Genomic DNA, 17,460 nt, shown 5'->3' with positions numbered 1-17,460 from the left:
AAGTTTCCACTTTAAAAGTGAAAACCGGGCATAAAATTAAAGAGACTATATTCAAATCCTGTTAAACTATGTTTAAAAAATTTTAGATTTCGTTAACGTTTGAGCTATTCATACATCTCCAGTCTATTTTTTAACCGCTGGTTTTCCTGATGAAGTTGCTCCAGTCGCTCTAGTAAATTGGTAATTGCTTCCAGTCCTTCCAGATTTATATCCAGCTCGTAATGAAGTCGTCGAAATCTTTCAAATTCAGAAATCCTATCGCAGTGCACGTAGTCCTTTTCCTTTAAAGTAATAATTTCTATAAGCCCACTTTCGCGTAATGAATGTATAAAAGTGTGCTCTACCTTATAATTCAAGCAAATATCCTGAGTGGAAATAAGTTCGTCTAAATTCATGAGCGCAATTTTTGAAGTTCGTGAAAAAGTTCTTTTTCCTTTTTTGTGAGTTTGGTTGGCATCTTCACTTTGTAGGTGATATAGAGATCTCCAAATTCGCCTTCCTTTTTATATTTTGGAAAACCTTTTCCTTTTAATTTAACCTGGGTCCCCGATTGAGTTTCAGGTTTCACTTTTAGTTTTACTTTACCTGTAAAGGTATTAATGGTAATCTCACCTCCCAGTAATGCAGTATAGAGGTTAATCTCTTCTTCTGAATACAGGTTTTCCTTTTCTCTTTTAAAAGCAGTATTATTAACTATTTTAAAAGTGATAAGTAAATCTCCTTTCGGCCCACCCTGCATTCCAGGGCCCCCGTGTCCTTTTATGCGTATGGTTTGTCCGTTTTCTACTCCTGCAGGTATTGTTAGCCTGATGTTCTTACCGTTAACGGTGAGGGTTTGTTTTTGAGAGGTGTAAACATCTTTTAAGTTAAGTTGTAATTCTGCATTAAAGTCCTGTCCCTTAAATTGAGGGCTTCTTCCTGCTCCTCTTCTTCGGGCCCCACCACCAAACATCTGTTCAAAAAAATCAGAAAAAGTATCCTCATCAAAACTTCCGGAATATTGTTGCTGTTGTCGTCCCCCTCTGTTGAAACTTCCACCCGAATATTGCTGCTGTTGTTTTGCTTTTTCAAACTGTTCGGCATGTTGCCAGTCTTTGCCATACTGGTCGTACTTTTTACGTTTTTCAGGATCACTTAGTACTTCGTTGGCTTCATTTATTTGTTGAAATTTTGCCTGGGCACTCTTATCATTAGGGTTGAGATCTGGATGATATTTTCTTGCCAGTTTTCGATAGGCTTTTTTAATATCAGCCTGACTAGCAGATTTATCCAGCTCCAGAATTTTGTAGTAGTCGATAAAATCCATTGAAATGAATAGGAATTGATGTCCTACTAAATTAATAATCTTTGAGGTATTTGGAGGGAGAAATCAATGGAAATATACTTTGTTTTTTTTATTTGTTTTTAACTCTTATTTAATAATACGTCAAGGCTATATTTACCTGTCTAGATAAACAATTCATAAACCTTTTTAAATTAGTTCTAAATAGAGTTGAAAACAAGCTTAAAGTTTGTTAATAACTGGTAGGAGGTGTATTTTTGCTATCAAAATTTTATAAAAAAATAAAACCCATGGGTGGATTTCTAAAATCTTCTGTAGCACGAAAGTTTGCTATGGCCTTATCTGGACTGTTCCTAGTCTTATTTTTAGCTCAACACTTTACTATCAATTTAACGTCGGTTATTAGTCCAGACGTTTTCAATGAGATCTCCCATTTTATGGGGACTAATTTTTTAGTGCAGGCTCTATTGCAGCCTATTTTGATATTTGGGGTGTGTTTTCACTTTATAATGGGGTTTGTCCTTGAAATAAGAAACAGAAGGTCTAGAAGTATTAATTATGTAAGATTTAATGGAAGCGCTAATTCTAGCTGGATGTCTCGAAACATGATCTACTCTGGTCTGGTTATTCTGGCATTCTTAGGGCTTCACTTTTACGATTTCTGGTTTCCGGAAATAGTTCATAAATATATTCAGTCTCATCCTGAAGATGCAACTAGATATTATGGAGAACTAGTTGCAAAATTTGAAAGCCCAGTAAGAACAGGTTTATACGTGCTATCATTCATCTTTTTGATGCTTCACTTAATACACGGTTTTTCTTCATCATTTCAGTCTGTTGGTTTCAATAACAAATATTCAAAAGGGTTGAGAGGCTTTACTGTTGCATTTGCGATAGTTATTCCGTTAGGGTTTATTTTTATAGCTCTTTTTCATTATATTAATAACGTTCAATAGGTAAGATTTATGTCAGTTTTAGATTCAAAGATACCGGAAGGACCACTTGAAGAAAAGTGGATCAACTATAAAAATAACATCAACTTAGTTAACCCTGCCAATAAGCGTAATATTGATATTATTGTAATAGGAACAGGGCTTGCCGGAGGTAGTGCAGCAGCTACATTGGCAGAGCTTGGATATAACGTAAAGACTTTTTGTTACCAGGATTCTCCAAGAAGGGCACACTCTATTGCTGCTCAGGGTGGTATTAACGCCGCAAAGAATTATCAAGGAGATGGAGATTCTAATTACAGATTGTTTTACGATACTGTAAAAGGAGGAGATTATCGCTCTCGTGAAGCTAACGTATATCGTTTGGCTGAGGTTTCAGGAAATATTATAGATCAATGTGTTGCTCAGGGAGTTCCTTTTGCACGTGAATATGGCGGAATGCTGGATAACCGTTCTTTTGGAGGGGTATTGGTTTCACGTACATTTTACGCGAAAGGGCAGACAGGGCAACAATTGTTATTAGGAGCGTATTCTGCAATGAATCGCCAGATAAACCGTGGAAAGATTCAAGCCTTTAATCGTCATGAAATGATGGATGTTGTACTTGTGGGCGGGAAAGCCAGAGGAATAATCGCTAGAGACATGGTGACGGGAGCAATCGAGCGTCATTCAGCTCATGCGGTAGTATTGGCTTCCGGAGGGTATGGAAACGTATTCTTTCTTTCTACCAATGCAATGGGAAGTAACGTAATGGCGGCTTGGAGAGCGCACCGTAGAGGAGCTCAATTTGCAAACCCATGTTATACTCAAATTCACCCCACCTGTATTCCGGTTTCTGGAGATCATCAGTCTAAACTAACCTTGATGTCGGAATCATTGCGTAATGATGGCCGTATCTGGGTGCCTAAGAAAATAGAAGATGCCGAAGCAATTAGAGCCGGAAAGAAAAAGCCTACCGATCTTTCAGAAGAAGAAAGAGACTATTATTTAGAGCGTCGTTATCCTGCTTTCGGAAACTTGGTGCCACGAGATGTGGCTTCAAGAGCTGCGAAAGAGCGTTGTGACGCGGGATATGGAGTGAATAAAACTGGAGAAGCTGTATACTTAGATTTTGCGAGCGCTATAGAGCGTTATGGAAAAGAAAAGGCTTTCACATCAGGGCATAAAAACCCTTCAAAAGAAGAGGTTGTAAAATTAGGTACTGAAGTTATAGAGGCTAAATACGGTAACTTATTCCAGATGTACGAGAAGATCGTAGATCAAAACCCATATAAAACTCCTATGATGATCTATCCTGCGGTTCACTATACAATGGGTGGACTTTGGGTAGATTACAACTTACAAACTACTATCCCTGGGTGTTATGCAGCGGGAGAAGCAAACTTTTCTGATCACGGAGCGAACAGATTAGGTGCTTCTGCTTTAATGCAAGGGCTGGCCGACGGATATTTTGTTCTTCCTTACACTATTGGAGATTACCTTTCTAAAGATATTAGAACAGGAAAGATTCCAACCGATACTGCAGAATTTGACGCTGCTGAAAAGGATGTGACAGATAGAATCAATAAATTGATGAACGCCGGAGGACAACATTCTGTAGATCATTACCATAAGAAATTAGGTAAGATCATGTGGAACAAATGTGGAATGTCCAGAAACGCTAAAGAATTGCAAGAGGCGATTCATGAAATAGCTGAACTGCGTGAGGATTTCTGGAAAAATGTGAAAGTACCCGGATCTGCCGATACTAAGAATGCTGAATTAGAAAAGGCAGGAAGAGTAGCAGATTTCCTTGAATTAGGGGAGCTTTTCGCTAAAGATGCATTGCACAGGGAAGAGTCTTGTGGAGGTCACTTTAGAGAAGAGTATCAAACCGAAGATGGGGAAGCGCTAAGAGATGATGAAAACTTTAAATATGTTGCTTCCTGGGAATATACAGGTAAACCAAGTGAGGCAATCTTGCATAAAGAAGAGTTGGTGTTTGAAAATATTGAGTTGAAAACTAGAAGTTATAAATAATTTGAAGCTTTGGTAAATGTGCTCATACATGCGCATCAACAAATCTTTAAATCTTCAAATTGAAAATATGAAGCTTACATTAAAAATATGGCGTCAAGAAAATGCCAAAGCTAAAGGGAAAATGGTAGATTATATCATTGATGGAATAGACGGAGATATGTCTTTTCTTGAAATGTTAGATGTGCTTAATGAGGACTTGGTAAATAAAGGTGAGCAACCGGTAGAATTTGATCACGATTGTCGTGAAGGAATTTGTGGTGCCTGTTCACTGCAAATCAATGGAGAGCCGCACGGTCCTGATAAATTGATCACTACCTGTCAACTTCACATGCGTACTTTTAAAGATGGAGATACTATTGTTATCGAACCTTTTAGAGCTACTGCCTTCCCGGTTATAAAAGACCTTATTGTAGATCGTACTTCTTTTGATAGAATTCAGCAGGCATATGGGTATGTTTCTGTGAATACTTCTGGAAATACGATAGACGCAAACTCTATTCCTATTAAAAAGGAAAATGCTGATGATTCTTTTAATGCAGCAACTTGTATTGGATGTGGGGCGTGTGTAGCAGCCTGTAAGAATGCAAGTGCTATGCTATTTACTTCAGCTAAAGTAAGTCAGTTTGCCTTATTGCCACAAGGAGAAGTAGAAGCAGATCGCCGTGTACTGGCAATGGTAGAGCAAATGGATAAGGAAGGATTTGGTAACTGTACCAATACTGGAGCTTGCGAAATAGAATGTCCTAAAGGGATCTCTCTAGAAAATATCGCAAGAATGAACCGAGAGTATCTAAAAGCGAGTGTGAAATAATACGTTTTAAAACACATATAAATAAAAAACCCGAGTAAATAAAACTCGGGTTTTTTATTTATAAAATAGTGATTATTTCTTTAAACGTTCGTTCACAAGACTTCGCACCAGCTCTGTAGTAATACCAAAAGCTAAATGTGCAAATAGCTCATTTGCCTGCATTTTAATGGGGATGTTGGTAGGTTTTGATTCCAGTCCCATAATTGGTAATGAAGTTTCATGAGTAGAAACCCAAGTGGTAGCACCAAAAATAGCTCCATCAATTAACCGCATTTGATCTTTATCCTTTTTCCCGTATCCATACGCCGCTCCTATACTTCCTCCAAAAGGGAAATTCACCAATTGCTCAGCTAAAACTTCATTTTGCTGACTTATAGGGCTGCCCGTTATTTTGGTAGAGAGATCGTCTACAATTTTTAATTGTGCCGACTTCTGTTCAATTTTCCTAACCGGTAAAACTCCTTCAATTAAGCTTTTAACTGCCGTTCCCGCTAAACCGCCAATAAAACCGGAAATTAAACCTCGCGAGGTGCTAGAGGCAAAAGAGTTTTGTTTAAAAAAAGTGTCGATGTTCATAACGCTGGAATTTTAAATAAAACTATTTATATTCTCCCTCCAATGCAATCTTTTAACATGCATTTAGCAGCAGGAATTCGAAATTTAATAGCTTTACATATGGAGCAAAATTTAAACGTAGCAGTTATTCAGGCAGACCTGATTTGGGAAAATCCTGAACAGAATTTAGAGGTGTTTTCTAAGAAAATCGATGATATCCAGGAGGAAGTAGATTTAATAGTGCTGCCTGAAATGTTTAGCACAGGTTTTTCTATGAATGCTGAATCTCTCTATGAAGAACCCAACGGAAAAGCTTTTAACTGGATGCAGGAAATAGCTAATAGTAAAAAGGTAGCTATTACGGGCAGTCTTATAGTAAAAGAAGGAGAGCAGTTCTATAACAGGCTTTATTTTGTATTTCCGGATGGTTCTTTCGAAAAGTATGATAAGCGCCATACTTTCACCTTAGCAAAGGAAAATGAAACTTATGCCGCAGGAAAAAATAGACTTATCGTAGAATATAAAGGTTGGAAAATATGTCCTCTAATATGTTACGATCTACGGTTTCCTGTATGGTCACGAAACACCGAAGATTACGATATGCTATTGTATGTGGCAAACTGGCCGGAAACCCGCATCCATGCTTGGGATATTCTTTTACAGGCCAGAGCTATTGAAAATATGGCTTATTGTATTGGGGTAAATCGCACAGGAATGGATGGAAATGAGTATAATTATAATGGACATACTGCAGCATATGACAGTCTTGGAGCTCCGCTTTTTTCTAATAATCGATCTGATGAATTTACCCAGGTAATTCGGCTAAAAAATGAGCATATTAGTTCAACTCGCAATAATTTAAAATTCCTAGCAGATAGAGATCGATTTACTTTAGAATAAATGTCTGATTGATATCCCAATTTGCACGCACTTCCATAATCTCCGGAAAGTAAATGATCTCTTCGGGTTTGATTCTTTTTAAATAATTACCGGTATCCCATTTCTTATTAGAATTGCTATCGTAAATCACGCGAATAAGATATTTTCCGGGATTGATGTTGCTGAACCTTAAGCGGCTCTCTGAAGTACTGTATAGCTCCGATTTTACAGCTCCCTTTTCATCTGTTAGCTGTACGATAACTGGAAATTCTCTCACATTTTGAAGGTTAAGGGTGATGTTGCCATAGTCGGCAAAAGCTTTTGTTCTAAGCACTTTAACAATTGTATCATTGGTGGCCTCGTAAAAATCGGTAACTGCACCTGGGAAAAGGCTAATTTGGTAGGATTCACTCTCTTTCTTTTCAAATTTTATACGAATACTATTATCGAGAGGTCTTATTTGCGAAGTGAAATCTATAGGTAGCGAGTCCTTGTTTATTATACGAATCAGGGAATCATTTTTTCCTGTCAAAGGCGTATTTCCTTTTATTATAAAATCATTATTGAATTCAATATTACCGGAAGGTTCAGTGGTAATAATTAGAGAATCTTTTGGCATTTCACTTAAACGTGTAAGCAGAGTATCTCTTTTTTTTGATGAAATAAGTTCAAATTTAAGACTGTCTTGTTCAATGGCGGGTTTTATCCACAAGTGTAAACTGTCCTTGTCGGCAACCTTGGTAAAGCGATATTCAAAGTTTGACGGGGTATTGGTAACAGGATTTAGTGTTAAACTATCTAGAGAAAGTTTTCCTCGATATCCAATAAGAATCTTTTGCTTGGCGAGTTGTTTTGGGCGTTCCGGCTTGAATGCAAGCTCCTCCTTAAACAGCGTTAAATTGAAAGAGGAATCTGTAGGAATGGTTATAGGTGTCTCTAAAAAAGCGATTTTTTCCTTTGCGGGGTCAAATTTATAATTGTTATTAAGATCTTTAAGAGCTACTAATTGATAGGTTCCTGCTTTTAAATTGTTTAAGCTGAAGGTCTTTAAACTATCCAGTGTATTTGTGATATAGCGAGGAGGAGTAGTGTAAACCAAGGAATCAGAGTAGGTATCATTAATCTCATATAGCATTACAGAAATAAATGGCTCTGCTTGCTTTAATAAGGCATCAGAAACCGTTCCGGTTACTGACAGCGAATCTATGTAACTCCCTGTAGAAAAAACATAGCTGAAATAAGGTAACGGATTGTTTTCATTATTATCTACTACGCTGGTGCCAAAATTAAAGGCATAGGTAGTATTTTCTTTAAGCGTATCGTTTAATTTTATTTTGATGTACTTGCTGGCATTTCCCAAAGGGGTAATTTCCGGTTTTGGATCCATTGGGGGAGAAAATATTATTTGCTCCTGTGCTTTGTTCAGTTTTATATATTCATTGAAATAGATACGTATTTCATCATCTTTAAAATTAACCGAATAATTCTCGGGAGTCGCTCTTACATATTTTGGAGGCAGCACATCTTTCTCTCCTCCGGTAGGAGTTCCTTTCTTTGCACATTGCACAAAAAGCAGCGTAAAAAGCACTAAGGTCAACGGTGAAAGATACTTTTTCATTAAATATGGAAATTTTAAGCAAAGAAACAATTATTTTTTATTTTGTTAACCGGTATAAGCCATAGTTGCAATGCTTATTTTAACGCCTGAAGCCTTTTTAAGTACATTAGCACATGCTTCTAAAGTTGCTCCGGTAGTAACAAGGTCGTCTACAAGAAGAATATGTTTGTTAGTAATTAAGTCGGGATTTTTCATGATAAGAGTTTCTTCAATAGTGCCCCATCTGGCAAATCGTGCTTTTATGGTTTGAGAGCCGGAAACTGAAGTTTTAAACAGGACATTATCTAAATAAGGAATGTTTAAACTAGTTGCTAATTGTTTGCCAAAACCTTCTACCTGATTATAGCCTCTTTCCCGTTGTTTTATTTTATGTAGTGGTACGGGAATGACAACATCAATTTCTTTATATTTTGGAAGCATAGAGAGTTCGGTGCCAAGCCAATTTCCTAGGAATACTCCAACTTCCTGTCTTCCTTTGTATTTAAGTTCGTGTATCAATTTCTGAACGGCTCCCTTCTTTCTAAATAGAAGGAGTTCGCAAGCGTTTTCTATTTCAACTCTACCGTAAAATACTTTTTTAACAGGATTGTCGTTATCAAGATGATAATTGGTGACAGGGATATCATGTAGACAAAGAACACACATAATATGTTCATTTTTAGCAAGATTTGATCCGCAAATCGCACAGGATTCAGGATAAAATAAATTGATTAAATCGTGAAACATTTGTTAATGAATTGTAATTTGCGTGCTTAAACTCATAAATTTACAAACTAAATTTCAAAATATGATGACCGAAAAAAAGAGTAATACCGCACTTAAGATCTTAACCGGTATTTTGGCTGTAGCATTATTAGCCTTAGGTATTTATACGGTTAAATTTTATAACGAGGAAAAGGAAAATAAAGAGATTCTTCAAAAGGAAAAAGCTGTTATTGAAGATGAATTAAATGATTTAATAGTTAAGTATGACGAAGCCATTGCTACCAACGATGTAATGGATCAAGACCTTGTTGATGCGCGCCAGCGTATTGCAGTTTTATTAGATTCAGTGAAAGACAATGACGCTAATCTGGTAATGATCTCCAGATATAGAAGAGAAATAGGAAATTTAAAAAGCGAAAAAGATAGACTGTTTAGAGTGGTGGATAGCTTGAGTAATCAAAACAGGCTTTTGGCTACTACGATAGATAGTACAAATACTGTACTGGCAGAAAAAGTTCGAGTATCTGATTCTTTGCAACAAACCAATCAGAGTCTTTCAACTAAAGTAGATAGAGCTGCTCAATTAAAAGTTACTTCTTTAAAAGGTGAGGGGGTAATTGTTAGAAACAGTGGAAAACTGGTTGAGAATGACCGCACAAACAGGATAGACCAGATAAGAACTTGTTTTACAGTTACCGAGAATGCCTTAGCGGCAGCCGGAGAAAAGAATATGTATGTACAGGTTTACAATCCTGAAAATGAACTTGTAGGCGATGAAATAGCCGTACAGCACGATGGTGGTGTAATGGTGTATAGCGCATCTTCTAAAATCTTCTACGAAAATGAAGAGTTAGATGTGTGTATATTGTCTAATACTAAAAAGGAAAGATTGTTAGAAGGTACTTATAAAGTATATGTGTACGCCGGGGCTCAATTAATTGGAACCTCCTCTTTCAGCTTAAGATAACAAATATTTAAAAATCAGGAACCGCCTTGGTTGTTATCAAGGCGGTTTTTTTATTTTTGCAGTATGGCAAAACAAGAAGATTTATTTAAAAATGTGATTTCCCATGCCAAAGAGTATGGGTATATATTCGCATCAAGCGAGATTTACGATGGTTTAAGTGCAGTTTACGACTACGGTCAGAATGGTGCCGAACTTAAAAAGAACATTCGGGAGTACTGGTGGAAAAGCATGGTGCAACTGCATCAAAATATAGTTGGAATAGATGCGTCTATTCTAATGCATCCTAAAACTTGGAAAGCTTCTGGTCACGTTGATGCTTTTAACGACCCGCTAATAGATAATAAAGATTCCAAAAAGCGCTATCGTGCCGATGTTTTGGTGGAAGATTATGCTGAAAAATTATTACAAAAAGCGCAGAAGGAGATAGACAAGGCTAAAAAACGTTTTGGAGATGCCTTTAATGAGGAAGAATTTGTTTCTACTAACGATAGGGTTATTAGGTATCTATCTCAGCGTAAAGAAATATTAGAACGTCTTGGACGTTCGCTTACTAATGAGGACTTAGTTGATGTAAAGGCGCTTATAGAAGAACTGGAAATCGCCGATCCAGATACAGGTTCTAAAAATTGGACAGATGTGCGTCAGTTCAATTTAATGTTTGGAACAAAAATGGGTGCTTCTGCAGATACTTCGTCTGATCTTTATTTGAGACCGGAAACAGCGCAAGGGATTTTTGTAAACTTTTCCAATGTTCAAAAAACCGGAAGAATGAAAATTCCATTTGGAATTGCTCAAACGGGAAAGGCGTTTAGAAATGAGATTGTTGCAAGACAATTCATCTTCAGAATGCGTGAATTTGAGCAGATGGAAATGCAATTTTTTGTGCGTCCGGGAGAAGAGTTAAAATGGTATGAGCACTGGAAAGAAACACGTCTCAAATGGCACTATTCTCTTAATTTAGGCGAAGAGAATTACCGTTTTCACGATCATGATAAATTAGCTCATTATGCTAATGCAGCTGCAGATATAGAATTCAATTTCCCATTTGGGTTTAAAGAATTGGAAGGAATTCACTCTCGTACAGATTTCGATTTGAAAGCACATGAAGAGCATTCAGGTAAAAAATTACGATTTTTTGATCCAGAATTAAATGAGAATTATGTGCCTTACGTAGTTGAAACCTCTATCGGATTAGATAGAATGTTCCTTGCGGTATTATCTTCTTCTTTAAAAGATGAAACACTGGAAGATGGAAGCAGTAGAACGGTACTGAAATTACCGGCTATTTTAGCTCCTACAAAAGCAGCCATCCTACCTTTGGTTAAAAAAGATGGCCTACCCGAATTGGCCCAGGAAATTATAGATGAATTAAAGTGGAATTTCAAAGTACAATATGATGAGAAAGATGCCATTGGAAGAAGGTATCGCCGTCAAGATGCAGCTGGAACCCCATTGTGTATAACGGTAGATCATGATTCACTTCAGGATAAATCGGTTACCGTAAGATATAGAGATACAATGATTCAGAAAAGAGTTCTAATCTCTGAGTTAGCTTCAATAATCGATGCTGAAGTTAACTTCAAGAAATGGATGGGAAATAGTTAGATTATTTCTAATGTATAAAAAAGCTGCATTTTCATTTTGGAAGTGCAGCTTTTTTGTTTTACCTCTATCTTAGTTATATATAGGATTTACCTGCATAGATTTGCTTAAAATTAATATGCCCCTACCTCATTTGTTTAATAAATGCCTATTTTTAAACTCGTAATGGCGATTTGCTTTTTTATTGAAAAATATGATTAAAATAGTACCTATTTTAAGCCTGATGTTATTCTTGGCCTCTTTTCAGGCTACAGCTCAAAAAAGAGAAATTTCGGGACCGGTTTATATAGATTCTGCAAAAGCAGTAGAGGTTTCAGCAATTAGTAAAAGAAAGCTAAAGGCCCCTTCTTCAGAATATAAATTGTTTAATCCCAGAAATCGTGGAATTAATAAAGTTGTTCCTGGGAAAGGCTTGCCCAAGGCCTTAGATAAAACTCGTCAAAAAGAATTCGGAAAACTTCCTGTAAAGGAACCAAAATTAACTTTTGATGCAGCAACTTCTCGTTCCACTCCTACCGATCCTACCGGGGCGGCCGGGCCAAATCATTACGTTAATGGCTGGAACTCTGCATTTTCAATATTTGATAAAAATGGAAATCAGGTCTCGCCTCCTGCTTCCTTAGCTAGTATTGGTGGAGAATTTTCTAATGAAACTTTAGGAGACCCAATTATTTTATATGATGAATTTGCAGATAGGTTTCTTATAACCCAATTTAGTGATACACCGGAGAGTTTTTTAGTGGCAGTCTCAAAAGGGTCCGATCCGGTGAATGATGGCTGGAATACGTATAGATTTCCTACGGGTGGGGCTTTACCAGATTATCCAAAGATTTCTGTTTGGAGCGATGGCTATTATGTAACCACCAATAAAAATTCAAATACGGCCAGTACCAGTCAGGTAGTATATGTTTTTGAAAGAGATAAAATGTTAACGGGAGCCACCGCTAAGGTGGTGTCTTTTCCGCTTCCCGGTATAAATACAAATGGATTTTATAGTCCTGCAGGTTTTCATGCTATGGGTGGAGAAATACCTCCAAAGGGAAATTCTCCAATTGTTTTCATGCAAGATGATGCGTGGGCTGGGGTGTCTGAAGACCATTTAAAAATATGGAATATAAATGTAGACTGGAATGTGCCGGCAAATTCTACCATTGCTGAGTCTCAGGAGTTAGGACCTGCAAGTGGTGTAAGTCCTTTTATTGCCACTTTTGATGGAGGTGCATTTTCTAATTTATCGCAGCCTGGGGAGGCTCCAGATCTGGATGTTTTACAAGCTACCATGATGTACATGACTCAGTATAGAAGGTTTCCGGGCTATAACTCGGCAGTAATGAATTTTGTAGTAGATATAGATCCAACCGCTGCCGAACATGCCGGAATACGATGGTACGAATTACGGCAAGATAGAAACGGTGGAGCATGGAGCGTATATCAGGAAGGTACGTATGCTCCTGATAAAAGCGATAGATTCAGCGGAAGTATGGGAATGGATAAGAATGGAAATATTGGCTTGGCGTTTACAGTGTTGGACGATAGTCCTGAAACTCCCATATTTCCCTCCCTGCGTTACACAGGTCGATATTCCAACGACCCGTTAGGGCTTATGACTGTAAAAGAATCTACTATTGTAGAAGGCAGAAGCCCTGACCCTTCCTCGAGATATGGTGATTATGCACATTTAACTGTAGACCCTGCCGATGATATCAGCTTTTGGCATAATGGAGAATATTTTGAAGCGCCAAACAGAAAAAATAAGGTTGGAGTTTTTAAACTAGCAGCCGATGTTGCCAATGATGTAGGTATAATAGCCTTAGTAGATCCCGTAAGCTCCACTTTAGGATCATCTGAAGCTGTTACAGTGACCATTAGGAATTTTGGAGAAGCCACTCAGTCTAATTTCCCTGTAAGTTATAGTGTTAATGGCGGGCAAACTGTTACAGAAACCTTTACTGGGAGTGTTGCGGGAACAACCTCAGTAGATTTCACTTTTTCTACACCCTCTAATCTATCGGTTGTTGGTCAGTTATATGAGTTTATTATAACAACCAACTTAGAAGGCGATCAAAATTCTGAAAATGATGCTTTAACTGTAAATGTGAAGAATTTATTCCCAAAAGATGTGGGTATAACGTCTATAGATTCGCCATATACCGGATTAACTTTATCTTCCGCAGAAGATGTCACTGTAACCATAGAGAATTTTGGAGGGGAGCCACAATCCAATATTCCGGTTATCTACAGGCTTGGAAATAACAGGGAGGTAAGTGAAATTTACCCTGGTACTATAGGAGTGGGAGAGAATGCTGTTCATACTTTTTCCAGTAAAGTAAATTTATCACGATTTGGAAGATATACCATTTATTCAGAAACAAATTTAGAGGGGGATGGAGATCCGGCAAACGATGCAAAAACTAAATCGGTTGCTAATTTAAATTGTATTCCGGAAGGATCCGATTGCGATTCCTTTGGTGATGGGATCTCTTATTTTGAGCTGGGAGATATATTAAATGAAAGAATTCCGTGCACGAATGGATATGCCGATTTTATAGGTTTTTCTACAGATTTGGATAGATCAAAGGGAACATTTACTGTCACAGTAAAAACATTATTCGATTCTTCAGATGATGAAAAGTTCTCGATGTGGATAGATTTAAATGATAACGGAGTTTTTGACGATGATGAATTATTGATATCCCGACAAACAATACCTTCAGGTAATACTGCCTATTCCTATGACTTCAGCTTACAAGAAGAGGCGCCTTTAGGGCAGCATTTGCTTAGAATTCGAGCGGGAGACACTTCTTTTGATGGAGAACTTAACAACCCCTGTAGTGTAATGCAGTATGGAACTACACATGATTATTCTGTACGAATTACAGACAGCACACTTTCGTTAGATGATTTTCTTTTAAATGAAGCAAATCTCTTAATATCCGATCAAAGGGATGGTCTCTTCACAGCATTTCTGGAAACACAATTCGACCAACGTTTACGGGTAACTGTGCACAATATTCTTGGGCAGAAAATGTTAGAGAATATGGTAGACAATAATGGGAATGGGTATGAATACAACTTCGATATGTCTTATGGCGCATCAGGAGTATATCTACTTAGAATTGGAACTCGAAAAGTAGGCGTGGTTAAGCGCTTTATCGTAAAATAAATAATGAATTATAACCAATTAAGGATAGATACGAATTCTTAATTTTGGTCAAATAAAATTAGAGAATGAAGATTATTTCTTACAATGTCAATGGAATTAGAGCTGCCATTCGTAAAGGTTTTTTAGAATGGCTTACACAGGCAAATCCCGATGTTATATGCTTACAAGAGATCAAAGCAAATGAAGATCAGTTGGATTTAAAGCTTTTTGAAGAAGCTGGCTACCCTTATTCTTATTGGTATTCTGCCCAAAAAAAGGGTTATAGCGGAGTAGCTATCTTAAGCAAGCATAAACCTGAAAATGTTCAATATGGAACTGGGATAGGTTATATGGATTTTGAAGGTCGAAATATTCGTGCCGATTTTGACGGGTTTTCAGTTATAAGTCTGTATCTCCCGTCGGGCACCAATATCAATAGACTTGAACATAAACTTCAATATATGGCAGATTTTCAGACATATATAGACAGATTGAAAAAAGATATTCCCCATCTTATAATTTGCGGAGATTATAATATTTGTCACGAAGCTATAGACATCCATGATCCGGTTCGCCTTAAAAATACCTCAGGATTTTTACCTGTGGAAAGGGAATGGATAGATGGATTCATGAAAAGTGGATTTGTAGATTCTTTCCGTCATTTCAATAAGGAGCCAGACCATTATTCCTGGTGGAGCTATAGGGCGAATTCCAGAGAGAATAATAAAGGATGGAGAATTGATTATAATCTTGTGTCTCAGCCCTTAGAGGAGAAGTTGAAGCGCGCTGTAATTCTCCCTGAAGCCAAACATAGCGATCATTGCCCTGTTCTGGTAGAAATTGAAAGTAACTATTAAATATAGAACCATGTCCAAAAAAGTGCTTGCATTAGGTCTTTTATTAGGTCTAACATTTTCATCCTGCGTATCTTCAAAAGTCTATGATGATTTACATTCGCAGTATGATGCTGCTATTTCAAAGAATCAAAAGCTAACCGATGATCTTAGGGATTATAAAGCTAAGAGTAATCAAGAATTGACAGCATTACAGGAAAATTATAATGGTTTAAAAGCTAATTACGATCAGCTTAAAGCAAATTATGAAGATACTTCAGAAAAATACGGAAGTTTAAAGAATTCATTTGATGCCTTAGAAGCCAATAGTTCTTCAGCCTTAGCTGAAAATTCAAAACGAAACAGACAATTGCTTGCAGAATTGGAGGAAAAGGAGAAAAAGTTGGCAACTGAACAAGCACGGTTAGAAAAACTACAACGAGATCTGGCTTCAAGATCAAAAAGAATAGATGAGCTGGAGAGTTTAATAGCGGCAAAAGATGCTAAAATGAATGCTCTTAAAACAGCAGTTTCTAATGCCTTGACCAATTTTGAAGGGAAAGGCCTAACCGTAGAGCAGCGCAATGGAAAAGTGTATGTTTCTATGGAGAATAAACTTTTATTCAGCTCTGGAAGTTGGGCTGTAAATAGTGAGGGTAGAAAGGCCGTTGAGCAGTTGGGACAGGTCCTGGCTAAAAATTCTGATATTGCAGTGCTAATTGAAGGGCATACCGATAATGTGCCGTATGGTGGGAAAGGGCAGTTGGAAGATAACTGGGATCTTTCAACAAAACGAGCTACCTCCATAGTGCAGATTCTTAGAGAAAATAAAGGAATAGATGCTCAAAACCTTACCGCTGCGGGTCGTGGAGAATATGCTCCAATTGCATCCAATACCACTGCTGAAGGTAAGGCAAAAAATAGAAGGATCGAAGTGATCTTAACTCCTAAGTTAGATGAGATAAGTCAAATGCTTAACGAAATTGATTAATTCCGATTTAAGAATATTTAAAAACATTTAAGTTGATGGCTTCAAAGCTTTTCGACTAACAAATAATTAATATGAAATATACCAATCTCCCAAATACGAATATAAAAGTCAGTAAAATATGTTTAGGTTCCATGACTTGGGGACAGCAGAATACTGAAGAAGAAGGACATCAGCAAATTGAATATGCTCTAGATAAAGGGGTGAATTTTATAGATACGGCAGAGATGTACTCTATTCCTGCAAGTAAAGAAACTCAGGGTAGTACCGAAAAGATTATTGGAAGCTGGTTCAAGAAAACGGGAAGAAGAGATGAGGTGGTATTAGCTTCTAAAATTGCGGGTCCCGGAAAGGCTACAGAACATATTCGCCCTAATCTTGGCTTTAGCAAAGCTGCTTTAACCGATGCCATTAATGGAAGTTTAAAGAGGTTGCAAACAGATTATATCGATTTGTACCAATTGCACTGGCCCGAGAGAAATTCAAATTTTTTCGGAAAACGCGGTTATCAAAGAGACCCTTCCGAAGAGTGGGATGATAATTTCAAAGAGGTGCTTTTCAATTTAGATGAATTTATTAAAGAAGGGAAGATTCGCCAGATCGGACTTTCAAATGAGTCGCCATTTGGGTTGATGCGTTGCGTGGAGGAGGCCAGGCACGGGGCCCCAAAAGTGAGCACTGTGCAAAACCCATATAGTTTATTAAATAGAAAAGATGAAATTGGTCTTACCGAGATCTACCATCGTGAAAATGTGGGCTTACTACCATATTCTCCAATTGGAATGGGAGTGTTAAGTGGAAAATACCTTAAAGCTCAGCCTGAAAATGCGCGACTTACTTTATTCCCTCAGTACGGGAGGTATTCAAATGAAAGATCTACTGAAGCGACCATTCGCTATTGCAAATTGGCCGAAAAACACGGTATAAGCCCTGTGCAAATGGCTTTGGCTTTTATTGAAAAACAAGATTTCGTTACAAGTACTATTATAGGAGCTACTTCAATGGAGCAGCTTTCAGAGAATATTGAAAGTATCAATATTGAGCTTTCAGAAGAGCTTATTGCAGAGATCAATGAGGTGCACGAATCTATACCGAATCCTGCACCATAA

15 protein-coding genes are annotated in these 17,460 nt (G+C 37.4%); 10 read left to right on the top strand and 5 right to left on the bottom strand.

Translation table 11 applies throughout. The annotated features are described in order from the left end of the window. Positions 1 to 104 precede the first annotated feature (104 nt). A complete protein-coding gene (locus tag L1I30_RS02345) occupies positions 105 to 395 on the bottom strand; it encodes a chaperone modulator CbpM (protein ID WP_236132642.1) in 291 nt (96 codons plus the stop codon). Continuing rightward, positions 392 to 1,306 carry a DnaJ C-terminal domain-containing protein gene (locus L1I30_RS02340; RefSeq protein WP_236132641.1) on the bottom strand — a complete coding sequence of 305 codons (915 nt, stop codon included), beginning with the start codon at positions 1,304 to 1,306 and terminating at the stop codon, positions 392 to 394. Before L1I30_RS02340 ends, L1I30_RS02345 begins: the two co-directional genes overlap by 4 nt. A gap of 266 nt (positions 1,307 to 1,572) precedes the next feature. On the opposite strand from L1I30_RS02340, the gene L1I30_RS02335 reads away from it, so the two are divergent. From L1I30_RS02335 to L1I30_RS02325, 3 genes are all read left to right on the top strand, one after another. Beyond that, complete coding sequence (locus tag L1I30_RS02335; protein ID WP_236132640.1) at positions 1,573 to 2,238, top strand: succinate dehydrogenase cytochrome b subunit; 666 nt, start codon at positions 1,573 to 1,575, stop codon at positions 2,236 to 2,238. A gap of 9 nt (positions 2,239 to 2,247) precedes the next feature. Beyond that, positions 2,248 to 4,251 (top strand): fumarate reductase/succinate dehydrogenase flavoprotein subunit, encoded by a 2,004-nt coding sequence (locus tag L1I30_RS02330; RefSeq protein ID WP_236132639.1) that lies wholly within the window; start codon positions 2,248 to 2,250, stop codon positions 4,249 to 4,251. A 67-nt stretch (positions 4,252 to 4,318) separates the two neighbouring features. Next, positions 4,319 to 5,062 (top strand): succinate dehydrogenase/fumarate reductase iron-sulfur subunit, encoded by a 744-nt coding sequence (locus L1I30_RS02325; protein ID WP_236132638.1) that lies wholly within the window; start codon positions 4,319 to 4,321, stop codon positions 5,060 to 5,062. 72 nt (positions 5,063 to 5,134) lie between these two features. Here L1I30_RS02325 and L1I30_RS02320 read toward each other — a convergent pair whose 3' ends face one another. Then, the gene (locus L1I30_RS02320) at positions 5,135 to 5,638 is read right to left on the bottom strand and encodes a DUF1440 domain-containing protein (RefSeq protein ID WP_236132637.1); all 504 of its coding nucleotides are present in this window, start codon (positions 5,636 to 5,638) and stop codon (positions 5,135 to 5,137) included. Positions 5,639 to 5,737: 99 nt separating this feature from the next. On the opposite strand from L1I30_RS02320, the gene L1I30_RS02315 reads away from it, so the two are divergent. Beyond that, a complete protein-coding gene (locus L1I30_RS02315) occupies positions 5,738 to 6,517 on the top strand; it encodes an amidohydrolase (RefSeq protein ID WP_236132636.1) in 780 nt (259 codons plus the stop codon). Here the strand turns inward: L1I30_RS02315 and L1I30_RS02310 are convergent. Both L1I30_RS02310 and L1I30_RS02305 read right to left on the bottom strand, forming a co-directional pair. Beyond that, entirely contained in the window at positions 6,504 to 8,114 is a 1,611-nt protein-coding gene (locus tag L1I30_RS02310; protein WP_236132635.1) for an Ig-like domain-containing protein, read from the bottom strand. The two genes, L1I30_RS02315 and L1I30_RS02310, sit on opposite strands and share 14 nt — an antisense overlap. Before the next feature lie 45 nt (positions 8,115 to 8,159). After that, positions 8,160 to 8,840 (bottom strand): ComF family protein, encoded by a 681-nt coding sequence (locus L1I30_RS02305; RefSeq protein ID WP_236132634.1) that lies wholly within the window; start codon positions 8,838 to 8,840, stop codon positions 8,160 to 8,162. 61 nt (positions 8,841 to 8,901) lie between these two features. On the opposite strand from L1I30_RS02305, the gene L1I30_RS02300 reads away from it, so the two are divergent. The 6 genes from L1I30_RS02300 to L1I30_RS02275 all read left to right on the top strand — a co-directional run bounded on the left by L1I30_RS02300 (position 8,902) and on the right by L1I30_RS02275 (position 17,460). Next, complete coding sequence (locus tag L1I30_RS02300) at positions 8,902 to 9,786, top strand: DUF8428 domain-containing protein (RefSeq protein WP_236132633.1); 885 nt, start codon at positions 8,902 to 8,904, stop codon at positions 9,784 to 9,786. Positions 9,787 to 9,849: 63 nt separating this feature from the next. After that, positions 9,850 to 11,391, top strand: coding sequence for a glycine--tRNA ligase (locus tag L1I30_RS02295; protein ID WP_236132632.1), 1,542 nt, complete (start codon positions 9,850 to 9,852; stop codon positions 11,389 to 11,391). Positions 11,392 to 11,581: 190 nt separating this feature from the next. Continuing rightward, positions 11,582 to 14,551 carry a GEVED domain-containing protein gene (locus L1I30_RS02290; protein ID WP_236132631.1) on the top strand — a complete coding sequence of 990 codons (2,970 nt, stop codon included), beginning with the start codon at positions 11,582 to 11,584 and terminating at the stop codon, positions 14,549 to 14,551. Between the two features lie 65 nt (positions 14,552 to 14,616). Then, positions 14,617 to 15,387, top strand: a complete 771-nt coding sequence (locus L1I30_RS02285; protein WP_236132630.1) for an exodeoxyribonuclease III — start codon at positions 14,617 to 14,619, stop codon at positions 15,385 to 15,387. A gap of 10 nt (positions 15,388 to 15,397) precedes the next feature. Next, on the top strand, positions 15,398 to 16,354 hold the full coding sequence (locus L1I30_RS02280) for an OmpA/MotB family protein (RefSeq protein ID WP_236132629.1): 957 nt from the start codon (positions 15,398 to 15,400) through the stop codon (positions 16,352 to 16,354). 71 nt (positions 16,355 to 16,425) lie between these two features. After that, positions 16,426 to 17,460: an aldo/keto reductase gene (locus L1I30_RS02275; RefSeq protein WP_236132628.1), complete on the top strand. Its 1,035-nt coding sequence runs from the start codon at positions 16,426 to 16,428 to the stop codon at positions 17,458 to 17,460.

Source organism: Gillisia lutea (assembly GCF_021568705.1).
GTDB lineage: Bacteria > Bacteroidota > Bacteroidia > Flavobacteriales > Flavobacteriaceae > Gillisia > Gillisia lutea.
Note: the sequence above shows the minus strand (reverse complement) of the source record. Positions and strands in the feature narration are given on the sequence as shown.

Excerpts from the sequence above, each read along its gene's own strand:
- L1I30_RS02345 (WP_236132642.1), bottom strand. The coding sequence starts at position 395 with ATGAATTTAGACGAACTTATTTCCACTCAGGATATTTGCTTGAATTAT.
- L1I30_RS02340 (WP_236132641.1), bottom strand. The coding sequence starts at position 1,306 with ATGGATTTTATCGACTACTACAAAATTCTGGAGCTGGATAAATCTGCT.
- L1I30_RS02335 (WP_236132640.1), top strand. The coding sequence starts at position 1,573 with ATGGGTGGATTTCTAAAATCTTCTGTAGCACGAAAGTTTGCTATGGCC.
- L1I30_RS02330 (WP_236132639.1), top strand. The coding sequence starts at position 2,248 with ATGTCAGTTTTAGATTCAAAGATACCGGAAGGACCACTTGAAGAAAAG.
- L1I30_RS02325 (WP_236132638.1), top strand. The coding sequence starts at position 4,319 with ATGAAGCTTACATTAAAAATATGGCGTCAAGAAAATGCCAAAGCTAAA.
- L1I30_RS02320 (WP_236132637.1), bottom strand. The coding sequence starts at position 5,638 with ATGAACATCGACACTTTTTTTAAACAAAACTCTTTTGCCTCTAGCACC.
- L1I30_RS02315 (WP_236132636.1), top strand. The coding sequence starts at position 5,738 with ATGGAGCAAAATTTAAACGTAGCAGTTATTCAGGCAGACCTGATTTGG.
- L1I30_RS02310 (WP_236132635.1), bottom strand. The coding sequence starts at position 8,114 with ATGAAAAAGTATCTTTCACCGTTGACCTTAGTGCTTTTTACGCTGCTT.
- L1I30_RS02305 (WP_236132634.1), bottom strand. The coding sequence starts at position 8,840 with ATGTTTCACGATTTAATCAATTTATTTTATCCTGAATCCTGTGCGATT.
- L1I30_RS02300 (WP_236132633.1), top strand. The coding sequence starts at position 8,902 with ATGATGACCGAAAAAAAGAGTAATACCGCACTTAAGATCTTAACCGGT.
- L1I30_RS02295 (WP_236132632.1), top strand. The coding sequence starts at position 9,850 with ATGGCAAAACAAGAAGATTTATTTAAAAATGTGATTTCCCATGCCAAA.
- L1I30_RS02290 (WP_236132631.1), top strand. The coding sequence starts at position 11,582 with ATGATTAAAATAGTACCTATTTTAAGCCTGATGTTATTCTTGGCCTCT.
- L1I30_RS02285 (WP_236132630.1), top strand. The coding sequence starts at position 14,617 with ATGAAGATTATTTCTTACAATGTCAATGGAATTAGAGCTGCCATTCGT.
- L1I30_RS02280 (WP_236132629.1), top strand. The coding sequence starts at position 15,398 with ATGTCCAAAAAAGTGCTTGCATTAGGTCTTTTATTAGGTCTAACATTT.
- L1I30_RS02275 (WP_236132628.1), top strand. The coding sequence starts at position 16,426 with ATGAAATATACCAATCTCCCAAATACGAATATAAAAGTCAGTAAAATA.